Source organism: Micromonospora sp. LOL_025 (genome assembly GCF_048060285.1).
Lineage (GTDB): Bacteria > Actinomycetota > Actinomycetes > Mycobacteriales > Micromonosporaceae > Micromonospora.
The window spans coordinates 13070-31107 of sequence record NZ_JBHMIR010000006.1 but is presented as its reverse complement, the minus strand read 5'-3'; the positions used below and the strand labels follow the sequence as shown (position 1 = coordinate 31107).

The window sequence follows — 18038 nt, the reverse complement described above, 5'->3', positions numbered from 1 at the left end:
CTGCACGGCACCCCGGCCGCGGGCGGCGCGACGGACGCCGCCCCGGCCGTCAACCGCAACGCGGGCCGGCGGCGCAACCGGTGGTTCGCCCAGGTCGGCTGGCGCCACCTGGTGGGCGTGCTGGCCGTCGCGTTCAGCCTCTTCCCGATCCTGTTCGTGCTCTCGGCCGCGCTCAACCCGCTCGGCACGCTCTCCTCGACGGAGTTGCTGCCGACCGGGGCGTCGGTGGAGAACTTCACGAACCTGTTCGACCGTACGGCGTTCGGGTGGTGGTTCCTCAACTCGTTGCTGATCGCCGGGGTGGCCTCGTTCGCGTCGGTCTTCCTGTCGGCGCTGGCGGCGTACGCCTTCTCCCGGATGCGCTTCGCCGGCCGGCGGGTCGGGCTGCTCGCGCTCCTGCTGATCCAGATGTTCCCGCAGTTCCTGGCGATCGTGGCGATCTTCCTGATCTTCACGACGATCACCGACCTGTGGCCGGCGATCGGCTTCAACACGCCGTGGGGCCTGCTGCTGCTCTACCTGGGCGGCGCGCTGGGCGTGAACACCTGGCTGATGAAGGGCTTCTTCGACACGCTCCCCCGGGAGCTGGACGAGTCGGCCACGATGGACGGCGCCACGCACGCCCAGGTCTTCTTCCGGATCATGCTGCCGCTGGTGGCGCCGATCCTGGCGGTGACCGGCCTGCTCGCCTTCATCGGCACCATCAACGAGTTCCTGATGGCGAACGTCTTCCTGACCAACAGCGAGTCGAAGACCCTCGCGGTCGGGATGTTCGGCCTGGTGGCCGGCGAACGCAACAACAACTTCGGGATCTTCGCGGCGGGCACCCTGCTCACCGCGATCCCCACGGTGCTGGTCTTCCAGATGGTCCAGCGCTACATCGTCTCCGGCCTCACCGCCGGAGCCGTCAAGGGATAAAGCGGATAGGTGGCCGCTCCTCGCCGAGGTCGAGGCGAGGGGTGCCGCTCCGTCGCGACCGGCCGGGTCCACCGGCCGTTGCGCGACACCGCAAGCTGCGGCAAGGGCGTCGGCGTCCGACGTACACCGGAGCAGTCACGGATCGACCGCCGCGGTCGGGGAACCGGCCGCGACGGGAGACCCCTTTCTCTCCCGTCCGACCGACGCGAAAGGCGCCACCATGTCCCTGTTGCCGCACCACGACGGCTCCGCCCTGTACGTCCCCGAGCAGGAGCCCGCCCTCGGCGACGTCGTCGACGTCTTCGTCCGGGTGCCGGCCGGCGCCGACGTCCGGCAGGTGCACGCGCGCACCACCGGCGACGGCGAGCCCCGGTTCACCGAGGCGGTCGTCGACCGCGCCGACGGCGACGACGTCTGGTGGCGGGTGCCCGTCGAGGCCCGCAACCCGGTCAGCAACTACCGGTTCATGCTCACCGGCAGCCGGGGCTACCGCTGGCTGAACGCCGCCGGCGTGGTGGCCCACGACGTGCCCGACAACGGCGACTTCAAGCTGGTCACCCACGCCCCGCCGCCCGCCTGGGCCCGCGACGCGGTGATCTACCAGATCTTCCCGGACCGGTTCGCCCGCTCCACCGCCGCCGAGGGCCGCGAGCTGCCGGACTGGGCGATCCCGTGCGACTGGGACACCCCGGTGATCGGGCGCGGCCCCGAGACCCCCCGGCAGTTCTACGGCGGCGACCTCGACGGCGTCACCGGGCGGCTGGACCACCTGGAGCGCCTCGGCGTGAACACCGTCTACCTGACGCCGATCTTCCCGGCCCGCTCCAACCACCGCTACGACGCCGCCAGCTTCGACACCGTCGACCCGCTGCTCGGCGGGGACGCCGCCCTGGCCCGCCTCGCCGACGCCGTACGCGCCCGGGGCTGGCGGCTGCTCGGCGACATCACCAGCAACCACACCGGCGACGCGCACGAGTGGTTCACCCGGGCCGCCTCCGATGTGTCCGCGCCCGAGCGGGAGCTGTACTACTTCGACGAGGTGACCGGGGACTACGAGTCCTGGAACGGGGTCAAGTCGCTGCCGAAGCTGAACTGGGGCAGCGCCGAGCTGCGCCGGCGCTTCGCCACCGCCGGGGACTCGCTGCTGCGCCGCTGGCTGCGGCCGCCGTACGGGCTGGACGGCTGGCGGGTGGACGTGGCGAACATGACCGGGCGGCGGGGCGCCGACGCGTACACGCACGAGGTGGCGGCGCTGCTGCGCGAGGTGGTCGCCCGGACCCGGGCCGACGCCCTGCTGATGGCCGAGCACGGCCACGACCACACCGGCGACCTCGACCGCAACGGCTGGCACGGCACGATGAACTACGTCGGCTTCACCGACCCGGTCTGGTCCTGGCTGCGGCACGGCGACCAGCCGGTGCCGAACTTCCTCGGCACCCCGGGCGGAGTGGTGCGCCGGGACGCGGACGCGGTGCTCGCGACCATGGACGCCTACCGCTCGCTGGTTTCCTGGCGGTCGTACACCCACTCGTGGCAGCTGCTCGGGTCGCACGACTCGGCGCGGATCCGCACCGTGGTCGGCGACGCCGCGCGGCAGGAGGTCGCCGCCGGCCTGCTCGCCACCATGCCCGGCACCCCGATGGTCTTCGCCGGTGACGAGCTGGGCCTGACCGGCACCAACGGCGAGGGCTCGCGTACGCCGATGCCGTGGCACCGGCCGGAGAGCTGGGACGACTCGACGTTCGCCGCGTACCGCGCCCTGATCGCGCTGCGCCGGGCCGAGCCCGCGCTGCGCCACGGCGGCCTGCGCTGGCTGCGCGCCGACGCGGACACGCTGGTCTTCCTGCGCGAAGCCCCGACCGGCACGGTGCTGGTGCTGGCCCGCCGCGCCGCCGGCCAGCCGCTGCGCCTGAGCGGGCTGGGGCCGGCCGAGAACCTGTACGGCGGCGCCCCCGCCCTGCGTCCCGACGCCGACGGAGCGGTCACCCTCCCGGCGGACGGCCCCACCTTCCAGGCCTGGCGGCTCTCCTGACCCCTACGGCCCCACTACTACGATCCGTCGTTGATGAGGGAGGATGGTGCCCGTGGAAGCTCTGAGACTGATACTTCGCTACGTCCATCTGATCGGTTTCGCCCTGCTGCTCGGCGGCGCGATCGTCCAGTACATCAGCGGGAAGCTGCGGATCAACCCGGCCATGCTCTGGGGGTCCGTGATCATGCTGGCGACCGGGATCGGCCTCTCCGCGCCCCTGCGTGACGGCGACGAGCCCGACCCCGCGAAACTTGTTACCAAGTTGGTGCTCGCCATCCTGATCTTTGTCATGGCGTTCTTTTCCCGCAAGCGCGACGTGGTCAACCGTGGGCACTTCCTGGCAACCGTCGGGTTGACCCTGGTCAACGCGGCGGTGGCCGTCTTCTGGCGGTAACGTCGTTGGCAGGGGACGACGCGCAGAACCGGACGTTCCGCGACGCCTCGCCGCGCACCTACCAGCACTGAGAGTGATCTGCCCCACCTAAGGGTTACGTAGGGGTAACAGGCGCTCAACAGTCGTGCACGATTGTCGGCCGGTGGGTGGGCGCGGGCGTACGCTCCCGTCCGTAACGTGGGGACGCCGGCGGCGCAGCGCAGGCCGGCTCAAAGGGCTGCCACCGTGCAGGACGCGGTGTGCAATGGGAAGGAGACGTCTTGCGCTCTGTGCGTGGGATGCGGATTGCCTCCGTCTTCGCGATGGGTGGGCTCGTGCTGAGTGCCGCCGCGTGTGGCGAGGCTCCCGAGGAGAACAACAACGCCGGCAGTGGCGACAAGAAGTACAGCGCCTGCATGGTGACCGACGTCGGCGGCATCGACGACAAGTCGTTCAACGCCTCCGCCTGGAAGGGCCTGGAGGAGGCGAAGAAGGCCAACGACAACATCGACATCAAGTACGTCGCGTCGAAGGCCGAGGCGGACTACGAGGTCAACCTGACCCAGTACGTCAACCAGAAGTGCGACTTCATCCTGGCCGTCGGCGGCCTGATGGGTACCGCCACCTCCAAGATCGCCAAGGCGAACCCGAACCAGCAGTTCGGCATCGTCGACGCGAAGGTCGAGGAGACCAACGTCTACCCGATGCAGTTCGACACGGCCCAGGCCGGCTTCCTCGCCGGTTACCTGGCCGCCGGCATGACCAAGAGCGGCACGGTGGGCACCTACGGCGCCGTGAAGATCCCGCCGGTCACCATCTTCATGGACGGCTACGCCGACGGCGTCGCGCACTACAACAAGACCAAGAGCAAGACGGTCAAGCTCGTCGGCTGGGACAAGGCCGCGCAGAACGGGTCGTTCACCAACGACTTCGTCAAGCAGGACGAGGGCAAGAAGGTCAGCGACGCGCTGGTCGCCCAGGGCGCCGACATCGTCATGCCGGTCGCCGGCGGCGCCGGCCTCGGCACCACCGGTGCGGCGAAGGCGTCGGGCGGCAAGTACAACACCATCTGGGTGGACGTCGACGGCTGCGAGAGCACCCAGGACTGCGCGGCGATCATCACCACCGTCGAGAAGAACATCCCGGACGCCGTCAAGGAGGCCGTCGTCAAGGCCGCCGGCGGCGAGAAGCTGTCGGCCACCCCGGGCTACCTCGGCAACCTGTCCAACAACGGCGTCGGGCTCGCCCCGTACCACGAGTTCGACAGCAAGGTCCCGGTCGAGCTGAAGGCCGAGATCGACAAGCTGAAGGCGGACATCGCCGCCGGCACCGTCACCGTCACCTCCGCGGCCCAGCCGAAGTGAGGCTTTGCCGGCCGCCCGCGGTGAGACGATCACCAGGGTAGGCCGGCGGGCGGTACAGCACGACGATCCGGCCGCCCCGGCGTCGCGGGGAAACCCCCACGGCGCCGGGGCGGCCGATCCACACCCACCCGACGACGGCCCCGCGCCGCGAGCGGTACACCGGCAGCTACGCTGCACCATCGCTTCGCACTCCAGGAGGTTGCGCTGAGACTCGAACTGCGCGGCATCACCAAACGGTTCGGTGACCTGGTCGCCAACGACCACATCGATCTGACGGTGGAGCCTGGAGAGATCCACGCCCTGCTCGGCGAGAACGGCGCGGGCAAGTCGACCCTGATGAACGTGCTCTACGGGCTCTACCAGCCCGACGAGGGCGAGATCCTGGTCGACGGCGCGCCGTTGAAGCTGCGCGGGCCGTCCGACGCGATCGCGGCCGGGATCGGCATGGTGCACCAGCACTTCATGCTGGTGCCCGTCTTCACCGTGACCGAGAACATCATGCTCGGCGCCGAGCAGGTCCGGGGCGGCATCGCCGGCTTCCTGGATCGGCGGCGGGCCCGGCGCGAGGTTGCCGAGGTCTCCGAGCGGTACAACCTGCGGGTCGACCCGGACGCGGTGATCGAGGACCTGCCGGTCGGCATCCAGCAGCGGGTGGAGATCGTCAAGGCGCTCACCCGCGACGTCGACCTGCTCATCCTCGACGAGCCGACGGCCGTGCTCACCCCGCAGGAGACCGAGGAACTGCTCACCGTGATGCGGTCGCTCAAGGCCGCCGGCAAGTCGATCGTCTTCATCACCCACAAGCTGGGCGAGGTCAAGGCCATCGCCGACCGGATCACCGTGATCCGGCGCGGGAGGACCGTCGGCACCGCCTCGCCCGAGGCGAGCCGCGACGAGCTGGCCGCGCTGATGGTCGGCCGCAGCGTGCGGCTCACCGTGGAGAAGGAGCCGGCCGCCCCCGGCAAGCCGGTCCTGGAGGTCTCCGGCCTGGTCGTCGACGACGACCGGCAGATCCGCGCGGTCGACGGGGTCGACCTGACCGTACGGGCGGGCGAGGTGCTCGGCGTCGCGGGCGTGCAGGGCAACGGCCAGACCGAGCTGATCGAGGCGATCATGGGCCTGCGCCCGACGCTCGCCGGCACGGTCACCCTCGACGGGCAACAGGTCAACGGCTGGTCGACCAAGAAGGTGCTCCGCGCCGGCGTCGGCTACGTGCCCGAGGACCGCAGCGTCGACGGCCTGGTCAAGGAGTTCTCCGTCGCGGAGAACCTGGTGCTCGACATCTACGACCGGCCGCCCTTCGGCAAGGGCCTGGCGCTGAAGCCGGACGCCATCGCGAAGTCGGCGAAGGAGCGGATCGCGCAGTTCGACGTCCGCACCTCCTCGGCCGACGCGGCCGTCGGCACCCTCTCCGGCGGCAACCAACAGAAGGTCATCGTGGCCCGGGAGCTGTCCCGGCCGCTGAAGCTCTTCATCGCCGCCCAGCCGACCCGCGGCGTCGACGTCGGGTCGATCGAGTTCATCCACAGCCAGGTCATCCGGGAGCGGGACGTCGGCACCGCCGTCATGGTGGTCTCCAGCGAGCTCGACGAGGTGATCGGCCTGGCCGACCGGATCGCGGTCATGTACCGCGGCCGGATCATCGGCATCGTCGGCCCGGACACCCCCCGCGAGGAGATCGGCCTGCTGATGGCCGGCATCACCCCCGACGCGGCACCCGCCGGTGGCACGACCGCGGGCGCGACGACGGCCGACGGCGCCCCGGCCCCCGCAGCCGAGGCCCCTGGCAACGAGGACGAGGCATGACGAACCCGAACCCGGGCTCCCCGGACAAGGAGCCGGCGACCGAGGCGCAGGCCGCGCGGACCGCGCTCGGCAACACCGAGCGCGCCGGGACGGCCACCGCCCCGAAGGGCCCGGCCCCGGAGGCGAAGCCCTCGCTGGGCCGGCTGTTCCTGGACAACCTCTGGGCGGCCAACACCTTCACGGTGACCCTGCTGTCGCTGGTGCTGGCGATGATCGTCGGCGCGATCCTGATGATCGTGTCCGACCCCGACGTGCTCGCCACCTACAGCTACATCACGGCCCGGCCGGCCGACGCGCTCAACGCGAGCTGGACGCTGGTCAGCGAGGCGTACGGCAACCTGTTCAAGGGCGCGATCTTCGACCCGGACGCCGTGGGCTTCCAGGCGGTGATGAGCCCGATCTCGGAGACGCTCACCTACACCGCGCCGCTGGTCTTCACCGGCCTGTCGGTGGCGCTGGCCTTCCGGGGCGGCCTGTTCAACATCGGCGCCCAGGGCCAGGCCACCATGGGCGTGATCCTGGCCGCGCTGGCCGGCTTCCTGCTGCCGCTGCCGCCCGGCCTGCACCTGCTCGTCGCGGTGCTCGCCGGCGCGCTGGGCGGGGCGATCTGGGGCTTCATTCCGGGCATCCTCAAGGCGCGTACCGGCGCCCACGAGGTGATCAACACGATCATGCTCAACTACGTCGCCACGTACTTCCTGACCTGGATCATCGTGCAGAACGGCGTCCAGGACCCGAACCGCACGGACGCGATCAGCCGCCCGGTGGACGGGTCGGCCCAGCTGCCCCGCCTCCTCGGCGACGGGCTGCGGGTGCACGCCGGCATCATCCTGGCGGTGCTGGCCACCTGGGCGGTCTGGTGGCTGCTGAACCGGTCCACGCTCGGCTTCGAGCTGCGCGCCGTCGGCGCCAACCCCGACGCCGCGCGGACCGCCGGCATCAGCGTCACCCGGACGTACGTCCTGATCATGGTCTTCGCCGGGATCCTGGCCGGCCTCGGCGGTTCCAACATGGTGCTCGGCTCCACCGCGAGCGCGCTGACCCCGCTGGTGGTCGCGCAGATCGGCTTCGACGGCATCCTGGTGGCGCTGCTCGGCCGGGTGAAGCCGTGGGGCGTCGCGCTGGCCGCGCTGCTCTTCGGCGCGCTTCAGGCCGGCGGCAACCGGATGCAGTCGTACTCGGGGATCTCGTTGGAGCTGGTCACCGTGCTCCAGGCGCTGATCGTCATCTTCATCGCCGCGCCGGCCCTGGTGAAGGCGATCTTCCAGCTCCGGGCCGCCCGCGCCGCCCGGTTGCAGACGAGCCTGGCGAAGGGCTGGTAACTCATGTCCACCATGGCTGTCGAAGACGTCGCGGTCGCCCCCGTCGACCAGGGCTTCTGGACCCGTACCCGCAAGGTCGGCGCCGTGCTGATCGCCCTCGGCCTGCTGGCGACGGTGGTGTTCGGGGCGCTCGCCACCGGCGAGCAGGCCCGCTTCACCCTGAGCGAGGACGCCGCCGGCGCCGCGCTGGAGATCCACGGCACGGTCGGCGCGATCCTCTTCGGCCTCGTCGCGGTCGCCGCCGGCGCCGCGATGCTCGCCGGGCTGCCGAGGCGCTGGTTCACCCTCGTGCTCGGCGTCGGGCTGGTCGGCTTCGTGCTGTCGTTCCTCTGCTGGCAGGTCTCCGACGCGCCTGCCGGGCAGAACTTCATGCCGCTGGTCAACATCCTCCGGGGCACGTTCATCCTGGCCCTGCCGCTGGTCTTCGGCGCCCTGGCCGGCGTGCTCTGCGAGCGCTCCGGCGTGGTCAACGTGGCCATCGAGGGGCAGCTGCTGATGGGCGCCTTCAGCGGCGCGCTCTTCGGCAGCCTCTCCGGCAACGTCTGGGTGGGCCTGGTCGCGGCGGCGATCGGCGGTGCGTTCATCTCGCTGCTGCTGGCCGTCTTCTCGATCCGCTACCTGGTCGACCAGGTCGTCATGGGCATCGTGCTCAACCTGCTGGCCGTCGGCGTCACCGGCTTCCTCTACGAGCGGCTGATGCAGACCAACGCGCAGAGGTACAACAGCGCCCCCCGGTTCAGCAACTGGGAGATCCCGCTGCTGTCGGACATCCCGCTGCTCGGCCCGGCGCTGTTCCGGGGCAACATCTTCCTCTACCTCGGGCTGCTGTTGGTGCTGGTCATCCACATCGCGCTGTTCCGCACCCGGTGGGGCCTGCGCACCCGCTCGGTCGGCGAGCACCCCACCGCCGCCGACACCCTGGGCGTGAGGGTGCTCGGGCTGCGCTACCGCAACGTGCTGCTCGCCGGGGTGGTCGCCGGCATCGGCGGCGCCTCCTACACGCTGGCGCTCTACTCGTTCACCAAGAACATGATCGGCGGCAAGGGCTTCATCGCCCTGGCCGCGCTGATCTTCGGCCGGTGGAGCCCGACGGGGGCGCTGCTCGCGGCGCTCTTCTTCGGCTTCGCCGACCAGCTCGCCACGTACCTGGGCGCCATCAACAGCGTGATCCCGAACCAGTTCCTGGCCATGCTGCCCTACCTGGCGACGATCCTGGCGGTGGCCGGGCTGGTCGGCCGGGTCCGGGCGCCGGCCGCCGACGGCAAGCCGTACATCAAGGGCTGACACCTGACCCGGCCTGGGGGCGAAGTGCCCATCCCTCCAGGCCGGGCAAGGGCGACGGGTCATACGTGCAGCTAATTTCCGTCAGCCGAGGCGAGCAGGACGGATGCCGCGCGAATGTGCAGCACCGCCCTTTCCAGGTGCCCTAACAAATCGCTCTCGGGGCGCTTTTCCGCGGCCGCGAGCAGTTCGGCCGCCTGGGCGAAGGCGTCCAGGTCACGAGGCCCGGAAACCCGGCCGTTTCGCGCCTCGGTGGAGGGCGCGGAATGATGGAACGCCGCCAGGATATCTGCCCTTCTGGCTCGGGCTTGAGAACCTGGGTTTGCCCCCAACTCGGCCGCCAGATGTCGGGCGAAGGCGTCATAGGCGGACAGCGCCTCCCTGTGCTGGCCCCTCTGCAGCAGAGCTTCAGTCAACAACAACATGTATGGCTCGTGCAGGGGATGGAGACGGGTCAGGGAGCGAAGTTCGGGGACGGCCTCGTTAGGGCATTCCAACTCCAGTTTGAGCTCCAACATTCGTTGCGTCGCCGTCGTACGCATGTCATTCAGGCGGCATGCGTGCGCCCTCAGCTCTGCCGATTCCATCCCGTCCAGCGCCGGACCTCGCCACAGCGCCAGCGCTGATCGCATGAGATTGGCTCCTGCCTCAAGGTCTCCGGCGGCGGCCTGCGTAGTTGCGGTGCGGTAGTCGCGCTCGAACCGGTGCGCATCGACCTCATTTGCGTCGACATTGAGCTGATAGCTCGCGCCGATTCGTTGAATGGTGATCGCCGTCGGCCCGTCCGACAGTGATCGTCGTAGTATCGAGATGCAGTTCTGCACCTGTTCGCGGGCGGTCGCGGGTGGGCGTTCCTCCCAGACGGCGTCGATTAGTCGGTCCAAGGAGACATGTTTGTTGGCATTCAGCGCCAGCATCGACGCGAGCACAGTGGTGCGCCGACCGGCCACCCCGGCCGCTTTCTCGATGTATGGCAGGCCAAGGACACGGAAACGCATGATGATCCCCCGTTGCTGCCGGGCGTTGGAGCCCTGACGCAGCCATCCTCCAAAGGGGCGGACAATCTGTCAAGATCTATGTACTGTGCGTTTCGTGGCTCTGGTCGCGGCGAGTCCGGCGGCGATGCTGGTGTCGGCCGTCGAGCGTGATGAGGGTGGAGGTGGGCGTTGCAAAGAGCGGTTCCGGTCGATGCTCGGGCGGCGCTACAGCGGCCGGTTGCGATAGGGGTAGATCGTCGCGGAGCTACCGTGGTATGCGCCGTCGTCGATGACGGTCCGGCTGGTAAGCCTCAGGTGAGTGTCTTGGGTGCGGTAGGCGAGGGTGTCGAGGTGGCGACACTCATTGCCAGCCCGGTCGGCCATGTCGCCGGCAAGCTCGGCGACATGGCCGACGAGATTTGCGGAACCGGGCGCCGGCCTCCGTTGAGCGAAGCTGAAGGGGCGACGCCAGTTTTCGTCACGCCGAGGCGCGCTGCCGGTCGGCGAGACCGGATGCCGCTGCGAGGCGAGGTCTGCTGAAGATGTCCGGGGCTGTTCCGGCTCCCTGGCCCGGCTTCTCCGTCCATTCCCGGATCCTGACAGCAACCCGCCGTAGTCTGCCGTCACCGGGCCGCACGTCGATCTGGAAGTGCCCCTCCTTGGGCAGTGTGCGGTGGTCACCGCCCCAGCGCACCACCCCCTCGCACTCGGCGAGGATGTCGCGGACGGTGGCCAGCTCGTGCGGGAAGAGACCATCCCGGGCACCCGCCGGAAAGCGTCCGGGAAGGAGCTCGATCGCGGTACCGGACAGGTAGTTCGACTCGTAGGCGGCGGCGACACGTCGGTCCGATCGGTGACCGTTGATCGTCTCGATGCTGTCGACCTCGTAGTGGAAGCGCCGGGCGACATGCAGGAGAACAGCCGCCGTCGTGCCAGGCAGGAGCGCGACCGTTGCGTTCGCCCCCTCGACCCGGAGGCGGGACGCGCGGTCGGAGCCGATGACGGGCCACCCGTTCTGGGTGGCGGCTGCGGCCCAGCCAGTTCGCTTCGCTGGCGCGGCCTGATCGGGGCGCGGAGCTGCGGAGGCGCCGGTCGGAACCGTCAGAAGTGCGGCGGTGCCGGCGCCGGCACCGAGAGCCGCCAGGAAGCGGCGACGCTGCCAGGGGCGGCCCGGAGGAGGCTTCTCATCCATCGGTCAGATCCTTAGCGGGAGATGGGTAGGTCAGATCGGTACATCACGACGGGCGGCGGAGATTCCTGTGCAGGACCGCTCGACCGAGAGCGAGCAGTGCGGCCAGCGACGCCGCGACGAGCAGGATTACGACGAGGGGATTGACGTATCCCGGCACCATGTCGATGGACGCCGTGCACTTGCGTTCCAGCGGCCAGTAATGGGGCCGGCCGTAAGCGCTGTCCCAGTTGTGGTAGCGGGAGATGCATGCCTCCCGGACGTCGGCCCAGAAGACGACCATGTGCACAAGGCCGAACAGGTACACCTCGGCTGCGGCCAGGAGGAGAGATCCGGCTGCCAGTACCCAGGGCCGTGTGGCGGCGTGCAGCTGCCGTGACCCACGGCGGATCGCCCCGACGATCAGGACCACGGCAGGTACGGTCAGAGCTAGGGCCAGTACGGGCAGCACGAGGAATCCTCTCTCGCTTTAGTTGCCGATCGTGGTGCGGCGGTTGGCGGTCGGCTCCTGGTTGACAAGATTCTGCAGCGTGTCCACGTAGCCCTGGATGAAAGGGTTGAGTTTGCTGTCCGGCAGGAGATGCGGGAGCAGGGCGCCCTGCGTCTTCGTCTCAATCGCCAGTATCCGCAGGCCGTCGGTGACGGAATCTTCGGTGCCGCAGAGCAGCGTACGGGCTGCGCTGGCGGCAACGGCCACACTGCCGTAGCGGCGCGTGAAGAACCTCCGGAACCGGCTGAGATAACCGGTGCCACCGAGATGACCGCGAATCGCCTCGTGAACCTTGGCGCCATCCCGCATGGCCATCCCGACGAGATATCCGTCAACATCCTCGACCAGATCACCGAATGAGAAAGACGAGTCGACATTGATCTTCGCGAGTCGGTCCATGCAGAAGGCGTAGCCGGACGCGTAGGAGTCCTCGTTGTTCCACCAGTCTGCGTAGAAGGTGGCCAGGTCGCCGCCCCAACCGCCGAAGTCGCCCCGCCACCCTGAGCCGCCAGGAGTCGCGCCGCCACTGCCCTTGGCGTATACCGCGCAGGCTGTGGCCGCGAAATGGTCGATGTCGATATCTATGCCGTATCCGGGGTCGACAAAGTTGTGCCGTCTCGGGGGGCCGTTCGCGACCGCGTACGCGAGCCAGTCCTTGGTGACCCCCCACGTGCCCAGTAGAGTGTTCCACCCGCTGAGGTCCCCGTCATAGGTCGGGTAGCGCAGGAAGTCGAGGACAAGCCGATTTGGGTCCTCGCCCCTACCGTACGACACGGCGGTGGCGTAGAGCATGTCGATGTAGGTCAGGAAAGACTCGATCGGTGCGGCGGTACCCCCGACGTTCTCCGGCCCCACGCCCTGGTCGGTGCCGGGCCGGTGGACGTTGCGGTCGAGGCCGAACGAGTCGGTTCCGGCGGTGAACCAGAATTCCTTGATCTGGGTGAATGACCAGTTCTCCGGCATTGGAAAACCGAGGTTGCCGGAGAATCCCCACGACATCCCGGACACGAACGAGAAACGCGCGTACGCCTCGCTGGTGGCGCGTGAACAGACATTGCGAGACCCGTAGACGCCGGCCAGATACCGCTTGCCGCGGTTTGACAGGCCGGCTTGCACGCCCCGGAAATACGGAATGATGTTGCTGGTGATTTCTTCGTCCGTGGCATCGTAATCGACGGCGAAGTAGATGACGGTACCTCGGTTGAAACCGTAACTGACGGCCCGGTCATGGGCCCTCCTGGCGTGGTTGTAGCCATGGGAGTACGTGAAGTTGCTTAAATATCTGCCGTCATACTGCGAGATCGGGAACATCCGCATTCCGCCGGCGAATATCGCCTCCAGTTCGCCGGGTTGGATCTCCTTCTGCAGATTTTTCGGCTCGTCCTCGTCCAGGTATCTGCCGACCGTGTAGTAGTTGGCGGCGACCAGTGCTCGAGCCCGACTCTCGGAAATGTGGTATCGGGTGTCACAGGCATGCGCCGGTCGGTCGGCATCGCCCATGGAGACCAGGAGTTGAGCCCAGGTGCGGTAGTCGCCACGACCGTGGTCCTCGAGCACAGAGAATCGTTGGAACGCCTGTGTGTACGTGGTGAGTGCTGCGTCGAAGGTGTTCTTGAAGACTGTCGTGTAAGTTTCACCGCCATCCCGCACCGTGCCGTTGAAGACACAGGCGGCGCTGAAGAGTTGGACGAAGATACCCGTTGAACCCTGGGCGACCTCGTTGTTCCGCAGTCCTTGCTGGGTGCCGGGGCCGAAGTTGCCGGTGGCCTGATCCTGGGGGATCCCCACTTCGTACTGGATGGCCTTCATCAGAGCCTGCTGCACGTCCCGCGTGTAGTGACCATCGCATGGGACGATATAGAACGTCGATTTGTTCAGGTAACGGCCGTTGAGCCAGCGCTGGATGTCTCGGACCCCTGCCCTACCTCCGGACAGCAGGACGTAGGCATCCATGGTGAGCAAGGACTTGAATACCTTGGGCTGGACGTCGGTGTTGGAAGCGTCCAAGCCGGCGTCCGCTTTGAGTTGGGCGATCGCCGACGCGGTATCGACGCCATACACCCCGTCACCCGGGCCGCCCCAGTAGCCCTTGCAGAAGAGCGCGTACTGAACGATGTTCACGATGTTGCCGTTCGTGGTGTCCGGTCCGATGTCCCCCAGGGCGGCGAGGCGGGACAACGTGGCGGGGCCGAACGCGTCGGAGAGGACCTCAATTCCGAGTTCATGTTGCAGTGCTCGGGTGAGCGAGTACATCGTCGCCCAGCCGGTCTTGCCGTTCTCCGGACAGGGGTTGTAGTACGGCACGCTCTGGTAGGTGGAGTTCACCCACTCTTGTGCCTCGAGCACTTTGGGATCAGACATCGTCACCTGCTCTTGTCTCGCCGCCGGAGTCGCGGACTGTGGTGGAGCAGGGAGCCTAGGTTTGGCGGACATCGTGGGCCCATCGCTCGGCCATCATGTTGTCGGGCGGCCCGTATCCGGCCATCTGTGGGAGAACGGCCGGGCCGGGTTCGTGTCGTTGCTCGCCTTCGACGCCGAGATCCGGCCGGGTGAGCTGCCCACCAAACCGCTCGTCAGCGTCAGCGCCGGTATCCGCCGCGCCGTGCGCGCCTGCGGCTACCTCCCCAACGAGCAGCCGTCCTCAACGGGTTGACGTGACCCGCGGCCGGGGCGCGGTGATGGGCGCCTGATGGTCCGGTGATGGCCAGCCTTCCTACTGTCGCTGCCACCACTTCTCCTCGACGCCCGGAGGTTTCCACAAATGTCCAAGCCTTCAATCAAGCGAACGGTCACCAGCGGGATGCTCGCGCTGGGCGCCTTCGCCGGCCTCACCGCCGGCTTGGTGGCCCCCGCCACCCCGGCATCCGCCGCCTGCAGTGCGGTAGTCCAGGCGCAGTACACGGCGGGCAGCAGCAAGGCATGGAAACTGGTTCAGAGCACCACCTGCAACACCCAGCGTTGGGGGCAGATCGTGATCGACGCCGTGTCGTCGCCCTTCGACCCACCGTTGGTTGTCAGGATCGAGCGGCAGATCAAGACCCCCTACGGGTACTCCGAGGATGTGTCCAGTCGCAGAACCGCGATGTCGGGGCAGGGGGTGACGGGCACCTGGACCACCAGCAAGATCACCAACTCTTCTGGTGATGCCGACAAGCACCGGATCTGCTACGACTATGCCGCGGGCTCGCCCGGCGCCTGGTCCTACCCCTCGAGTTGGAGCACCTGCACCAGCTGGGTGTACTGACCTAAGAACCGCGTCCTGAACGGGGTGGCCGACCGGATCTTCCGGTCGGCCGCCTGTGGTTGGCATCGCTCCGTTTCTGCTGGACAGGAGCCATGCGGCAGAATGGCGGGATGAGCGAGATCGACTGGGAGCGGCTGCGGGCCGCCGCCACCGAGGTGATGCGGCACGCGTACGTGCCGTACTCGAAGTTCCCGGTCGGGGCGGCCGCGCTGGTCGACGACGGCCGGGTGGTGGTCGGCTGCAACGTGGAGAACGCCGCGTACGGCGTGGTGCTCTGCGCCGAGTGCGGGGTGGTCTCCTCGCTGCACGCCACCGGCGGCGGCCGGATCGTGGCCCTCTCCTGCGTCGACGCCACCGGCGAGCCGCTGATGCCGTGCGGCCGGTGCCGCCAGCTGCTCTGGGAGCAGGGCGGGCCGGAGTGCCTCATCGAGGCGAGGGGCGGACCGCTGCGGATGGCCGAGCTGCTGCCGCATGCCTTCGACGTGACCGACCTGGAGGCCGTGACGGGGGAGGCCCCGGTGCCCGTGGTGCCGGAGCGGCTGGCCGCCTGGCGCGGGCGCGGCACGGTCTTCGTGCATCCCGACCTCTCCGCCGGCCAGCAGGTGTGGACGGCCTACTGGGAGCGGTCCGCGGGCGACAACGAGGGCGCCGAGACCGGGGTGTTGGAGGAGGGCCCGAGCTGGGAGGAGCCGGCGGAGGCGATCGCCTGGGGCCACGCCCGTACGCCCCGGGTGGTGGTCGTGGACGCGTCCGGCGGCATCTTCTGGGCCGGCGAGGGTGAGCCACCGATGGAGATCCCGGTTCGCTGGGGTGGCTGAGCTTAAGGGGCTGGGGCCGACCGTGCCCGGCTCCGGGCGGTCAGGCTTGATCCCTCTGCCGGTCACGGTCGGCCCCAGCCCTGGTGGGCGCGGTCCGCGAACCGGTATCGCCATAACGACGAGAAAGATCTTTTTTGATGAGTGGTTTTGCGGCGGTTGATGTCATTCGGGTCAAGCGGGACGGGGGTGTGCTCTCCGACGCGCAGATCGACTGGGTGGTGGACGCGTACACCCGGGGGGTGATCGCCGACGAGCAGATGTCGGCGCTGGCCATGGCGATCCTGCTGCGCGGCATGACCGGTCCGGAGATCGCCCGGTGGACCGCCGCGATGATCGCCAGCGGGGAGCGGCTCGACCTCTCCGCCGTCGATCGGCCGACCGTCGACAAGCACTCCACGGGCGGCGTCGGTGACAAGATCACCTTGCCGCTCACCCCGCTGGTCGCCGCCTGCGGCGCCGCCGTGCCGCAGCTCAGCGGCCGGGGCCTCGGGCACACCGGCGGCACGCTCGACAAGCTGGAGTCGATCCCGGGCTGGCGGGCGGCGCTCAGCAACGACGAGTTCACCGCCCAGCTCCGCGACGTCGGCGCGGCGATCTGCGCGGCCGGCGCGGGGCTCGCCCCCGCCGACCGCAAGCTGTACGCGCTGCGCGACGTGACCGGGACCGTCGAGGCCATCCCGCTGATCGCCAGCTCGATCATGAGCAAGAAGATCGCGGAGGGCACCGACGCGCTGGTGCTCGACGTCAAGGTCGGCTCGGGCGCGTTCATGAAGTCCGTCGAGCAGGCCCGCGAGCTGGCCCGGACGATGGTCGAGCTGGGCGGCGCGCACGGCGTACGGACGGTCGCCCTGCTCACCGACATGTCCACCCCGCTGGGCCTGGCCATCGGCAACGCCGTCGAGGTGACCGAGTCCGTCGAGGTGCTCGCCGGGGGCGGCCCCGTCGACGTGGTCGAGCTGACCCTGGCGCTGGCCCGCGAGATGCTCGACGCGGCCGGGCTGCCGGACGCCGACCCGGAGGCCGCCCTGCGCGACGGCCGGGCGATGGACTCCTGGCGGGCGATGATCCGCGCCCAGGGCGGGGACCCGGACGCCCCGATGCCCGCCGCGAACGAGGTCGAGGTGGTCCGCGCGGAAGCCGACGGCCACGTCGCGGCGATCGACGCGTACGCCATGGGGGTGGCTGCCTGGCGGCTCGGCGCCGGGCGGGCCCGCAAGGAGGACCCGGTCAGCGTGCCCTCGGGGATCGTGCTGCACCGGCGCCCGGGTGACGCGGTGCGGGCGGGCGACCCGCTCTACGAGCTGCGCGCGGAGGACGCCGCCCGGATCCCGGCGGCGCGGGACGACGCCGCGCGGGCGGTACGGATCTCGCCGGTCGCGCCCGCCGCGACGCCGCTGGTCATCGAGCGGATCAGCTGAGCGCGGCGGTCCCCGGGGCGGCATGGTGCCCGCCCACTCGGACCGCTATCCTCCCTGGCCAGGGGGGACAACCGGCGCCGAGTCGTCGCGAGCAGACAGGATTTTCGCCGTGACCGTACCTGCCCCCGATCCACGGGAGGTGCGTGAGGCGAGCCTGGACGAGTTGTCCCGGCTGCGTCTCCCGCTGCCGCCCGCCCAGTTCCCGCTCGTGTGGGAGCCGGGCGACCAGATCGAGCTCCGCCCCACGGTGGAGATCGAGGCCCGCATCGCGGTGCTGCACCTGATCCTGGCCCGCTGCTTCGGGATGCCGCCGCAGGCGGCGATGAGCTGGCTGCTCGCCTCGCACCTGGTCGACATGGTCACGCCGCCGGAGTTCCAGTTCGTGACCGGCGGCAAGGGCGACCACCGGTCCTTCGTGCTGCACCACGACGCGCTCTTCGCGCTGGCCTGGGTGCTCGGCCTGACCAAGCAGCTCGACCCGACGCTGCCGGTCGACGAGCGGCTGGTGGAGCGGATGCCGCACATCCACGGCGGGGAGACCTTCGGCCAGTGGCGGGCCCGGATCCTCACCGCCCCGCAGCACCCCGCCGACGCGGCCGCCCTGCTGGACCTGCACTACTGCCTGGACTGGGCGTACCTGGAGACGGAGCGGGCCGGTCGTACGCCCCCGGGGCTGGTGGACGCGAACGCCATCGGCCAGCGCCGGTGGGCCCTGGAGTGGGCGGTGATGCTGCGCGGGCCGTACCACGACGAGCCCCCCGGCTGGGAAGAGGTCGACCTCTCCACCTGACCCGGGGCGGCCCGCC

The 18038-nt window shown here is 69.4% G+C and carries 16 protein-coding genes; 12 read left to right on the top strand and 4 right to left on the bottom strand.

The features are described from left to right. The 7 genes from ACFHW0_RS10300 (at window position 1) to ACFHW0_RS10270 (ending at window position 9099) form a co-directional block, all read left to right on the top strand. Window positions 1-918 (top strand): sugar ABC transporter permease, encoded by a 918-nt coding sequence (locus ACFHW0_RS10300; protein WP_416607306.1) that lies wholly within the window; start codon window positions 1-3, stop codon window positions 916-918. A 220-nt stretch (window positions 919-1138) separates the two neighbouring features. Continuing rightward, window positions 1139-2950, top strand: coding sequence for a glycoside hydrolase family 13 protein (locus tag ACFHW0_RS10295; protein WP_416607051.1), 1812 nt, complete (start codon window positions 1139-1141; stop codon window positions 2948-2950). Between the two features lie 52 nt (window positions 2951-3002). Continuing rightward, a complete protein-coding gene (locus ACFHW0_RS10290; RefSeq protein ID WP_416607050.1) occupies window positions 3003-3344 on the top strand; it encodes a hypothetical protein in 342 nt (113 codons plus the stop codon). Between the two features lie 278 nt (window positions 3345-3622). Next, entirely contained in the window at window positions 3623-4687 is a 1065-nt protein-coding gene (locus tag ACFHW0_RS10285; RefSeq protein ID WP_416607305.1) for a BMP family lipoprotein, read from the top strand. Between the two features lie 171 nt (window positions 4688-4858). Further along, window positions 4859-6493: an ABC transporter ATP-binding protein gene (locus ACFHW0_RS10280; RefSeq protein WP_416607304.1), complete on the top strand. Its 1635-nt coding sequence runs from the start codon at window positions 4859-4861 to the stop codon at window positions 6491-6493. Beyond that, window positions 6490-7815 (top strand): ABC transporter permease, encoded by a 1326-nt coding sequence (locus ACFHW0_RS10275; RefSeq protein WP_416607049.1) that lies wholly within the window; start codon window positions 6490-6492, stop codon window positions 7813-7815. Before ACFHW0_RS10280 ends, ACFHW0_RS10275 begins: the two co-directional genes overlap by 4 nt. Window positions 7816-7818: 3 nt before the next feature. Next, window positions 7819-9099 (top strand): ABC transporter permease, encoded by a 1281-nt coding sequence (locus ACFHW0_RS10270; RefSeq protein ID WP_416607048.1) that lies wholly within the window; start codon window positions 7819-7821, stop codon window positions 9097-9099. A gap of 71 nt (window positions 9100-9170) precedes the next feature. Here ACFHW0_RS10270 and ACFHW0_RS10265 read toward each other — a convergent pair whose 3' ends face one another. The 4 genes from ACFHW0_RS10265 to ACFHW0_RS10250 form a co-directional block, all read right to left on the bottom strand. Further along, complete coding sequence (locus ACFHW0_RS10265; protein WP_416607047.1) at window positions 9171-10094, bottom strand: AfsR/SARP family transcriptional regulator; 924 nt, start codon at window positions 10092-10094, stop codon at window positions 9171-9173. A 457-nt stretch (window positions 10095-10551) separates the two neighbouring features. Further along, window positions 10552-11265 (bottom strand): hypothetical protein, encoded by a 714-nt coding sequence (locus ACFHW0_RS10260; protein ID WP_416607046.1) that lies wholly within the window; start codon window positions 11263-11265, stop codon window positions 10552-10554. 43 nt (window positions 11266-11308) lie between these two features. Then, window positions 11309-11713, bottom strand: a complete 405-nt coding sequence (locus ACFHW0_RS10255; protein ID WP_416607045.1) for a hypothetical protein — start codon at window positions 11711-11713, stop codon at window positions 11309-11311. An 18-nt stretch (window positions 11714-11731) separates the two neighbouring features. Continuing rightward, window positions 11732-14113 carry a glycoside hydrolase domain-containing protein gene (locus ACFHW0_RS10250; protein ID WP_416607044.1) on the bottom strand — a complete coding sequence of 794 codons (2382 nt, stop codon included), beginning with the start codon at window positions 14111-14113 and terminating at the stop codon, window positions 11732-11734. Window positions 14114-14174: 61 nt separating this feature from the next. On the opposite strand from ACFHW0_RS10250, the gene ACFHW0_RS10245 reads away from it, so the two are divergent. The 5 genes from ACFHW0_RS10245 to ACFHW0_RS10225 all read left to right on the top strand — a co-directional run bounded on the left by ACFHW0_RS10245 (window position 14175) and on the right by ACFHW0_RS10225 (window position 18022). Continuing rightward, window positions 14175-14405, top strand: a complete 231-nt coding sequence (locus tag ACFHW0_RS10245) for a hypothetical protein (protein ID WP_416607043.1) — start codon at window positions 14175-14177, stop codon at window positions 14403-14405. A 108-nt stretch (window positions 14406-14513) separates the two neighbouring features. Then, window positions 14514-14996, top strand: coding sequence for a hypothetical protein (locus ACFHW0_RS10240; RefSeq protein WP_416607042.1), 483 nt, complete (start codon window positions 14514-14516; stop codon window positions 14994-14996). A 110-nt stretch (window positions 14997-15106) separates the two neighbouring features. Continuing rightward, window positions 15107-15814 carry a cytidine deaminase gene (locus ACFHW0_RS10235; protein ID WP_416607041.1) on the top strand — a complete coding sequence of 236 codons (708 nt, stop codon included), beginning with the start codon at window positions 15107-15109 and terminating at the stop codon, window positions 15812-15814. Window positions 15815-15951: 137 nt separating this feature from the next. Continuing rightward, a complete protein-coding gene (locus ACFHW0_RS10230) occupies window positions 15952-17232 on the top strand; it encodes a thymidine phosphorylase (RefSeq protein WP_416607040.1) in 1281 nt (426 codons plus the stop codon). Between the two features lie 109 nt (window positions 17233-17341). Next, window positions 17342-18022, top strand: a complete 681-nt coding sequence (locus ACFHW0_RS10225) for a DUF4272 domain-containing protein (RefSeq protein ID WP_121396665.1) — start codon at window positions 17342-17344, stop codon at window positions 18020-18022. Window positions 18023-18038: the final 16 nt, after the last annotated feature.

What these genes read in the sequence shown, in the direction of transcription:
- ACFHW0_RS10295 (WP_416607051.1), top strand. Translation starts at nt 1,139, where the DNA reads ATGTCCCTGTTGCCGCACCACGACGGCTCCGCCCTGTACGTCCCCGAG.
- ACFHW0_RS10285 (WP_416607305.1), top strand. Translation starts at nt 3,623, where the DNA reads ATGCGGATTGCCTCCGTCTTCGCGATGGGTGGGCTCGTGCTGAGTGCC.
- ACFHW0_RS10275 (WP_416607049.1), top strand. Translation starts at nt 6,490, where the DNA reads ATGACGAACCCGAACCCGGGCTCCCCGGACAAGGAGCCGGCGACCGAG.
- ACFHW0_RS10270 (WP_416607048.1), top strand. Translation starts at nt 7,819, where the DNA reads ATGTCCACCATGGCTGTCGAAGACGTCGCGGTCGCCCCCGTCGACCAG.
- ACFHW0_RS10265 (WP_416607047.1), bottom strand. Translation starts at nt 10,094, where the DNA reads ATGCGTTTCCGTGTCCTTGGCCTGCCATACATCGAGAAAGCGGCCGGG.
- ACFHW0_RS10260 (WP_416607046.1), bottom strand. Translation starts at nt 11,265, where the DNA reads ATGGATGAGAAGCCTCCTCCGGGCCGCCCCTGGCAGCGTCGCCGCTTC.
- ACFHW0_RS10250 (WP_416607044.1), bottom strand. Translation starts at nt 14,113, where the DNA reads ATGTCTGATCCCAAAGTGCTCGAGGCACAAGAGTGGGTGAACTCCACC.
- ACFHW0_RS10240 (WP_416607042.1), top strand. Translation starts at nt 14,514, where the DNA reads ATGTCCAAGCCTTCAATCAAGCGAACGGTCACCAGCGGGATGCTCGCG.
- ACFHW0_RS10235 (WP_416607041.1), top strand. Translation starts at nt 15,107, where the DNA reads ATGAGCGAGATCGACTGGGAGCGGCTGCGGGCCGCCGCCACCGAGGTG.
- ACFHW0_RS10230 (WP_416607040.1), top strand. Translation starts at nt 15,952, where the DNA reads ATGAGTGGTTTTGCGGCGGTTGATGTCATTCGGGTCAAGCGGGACGGG.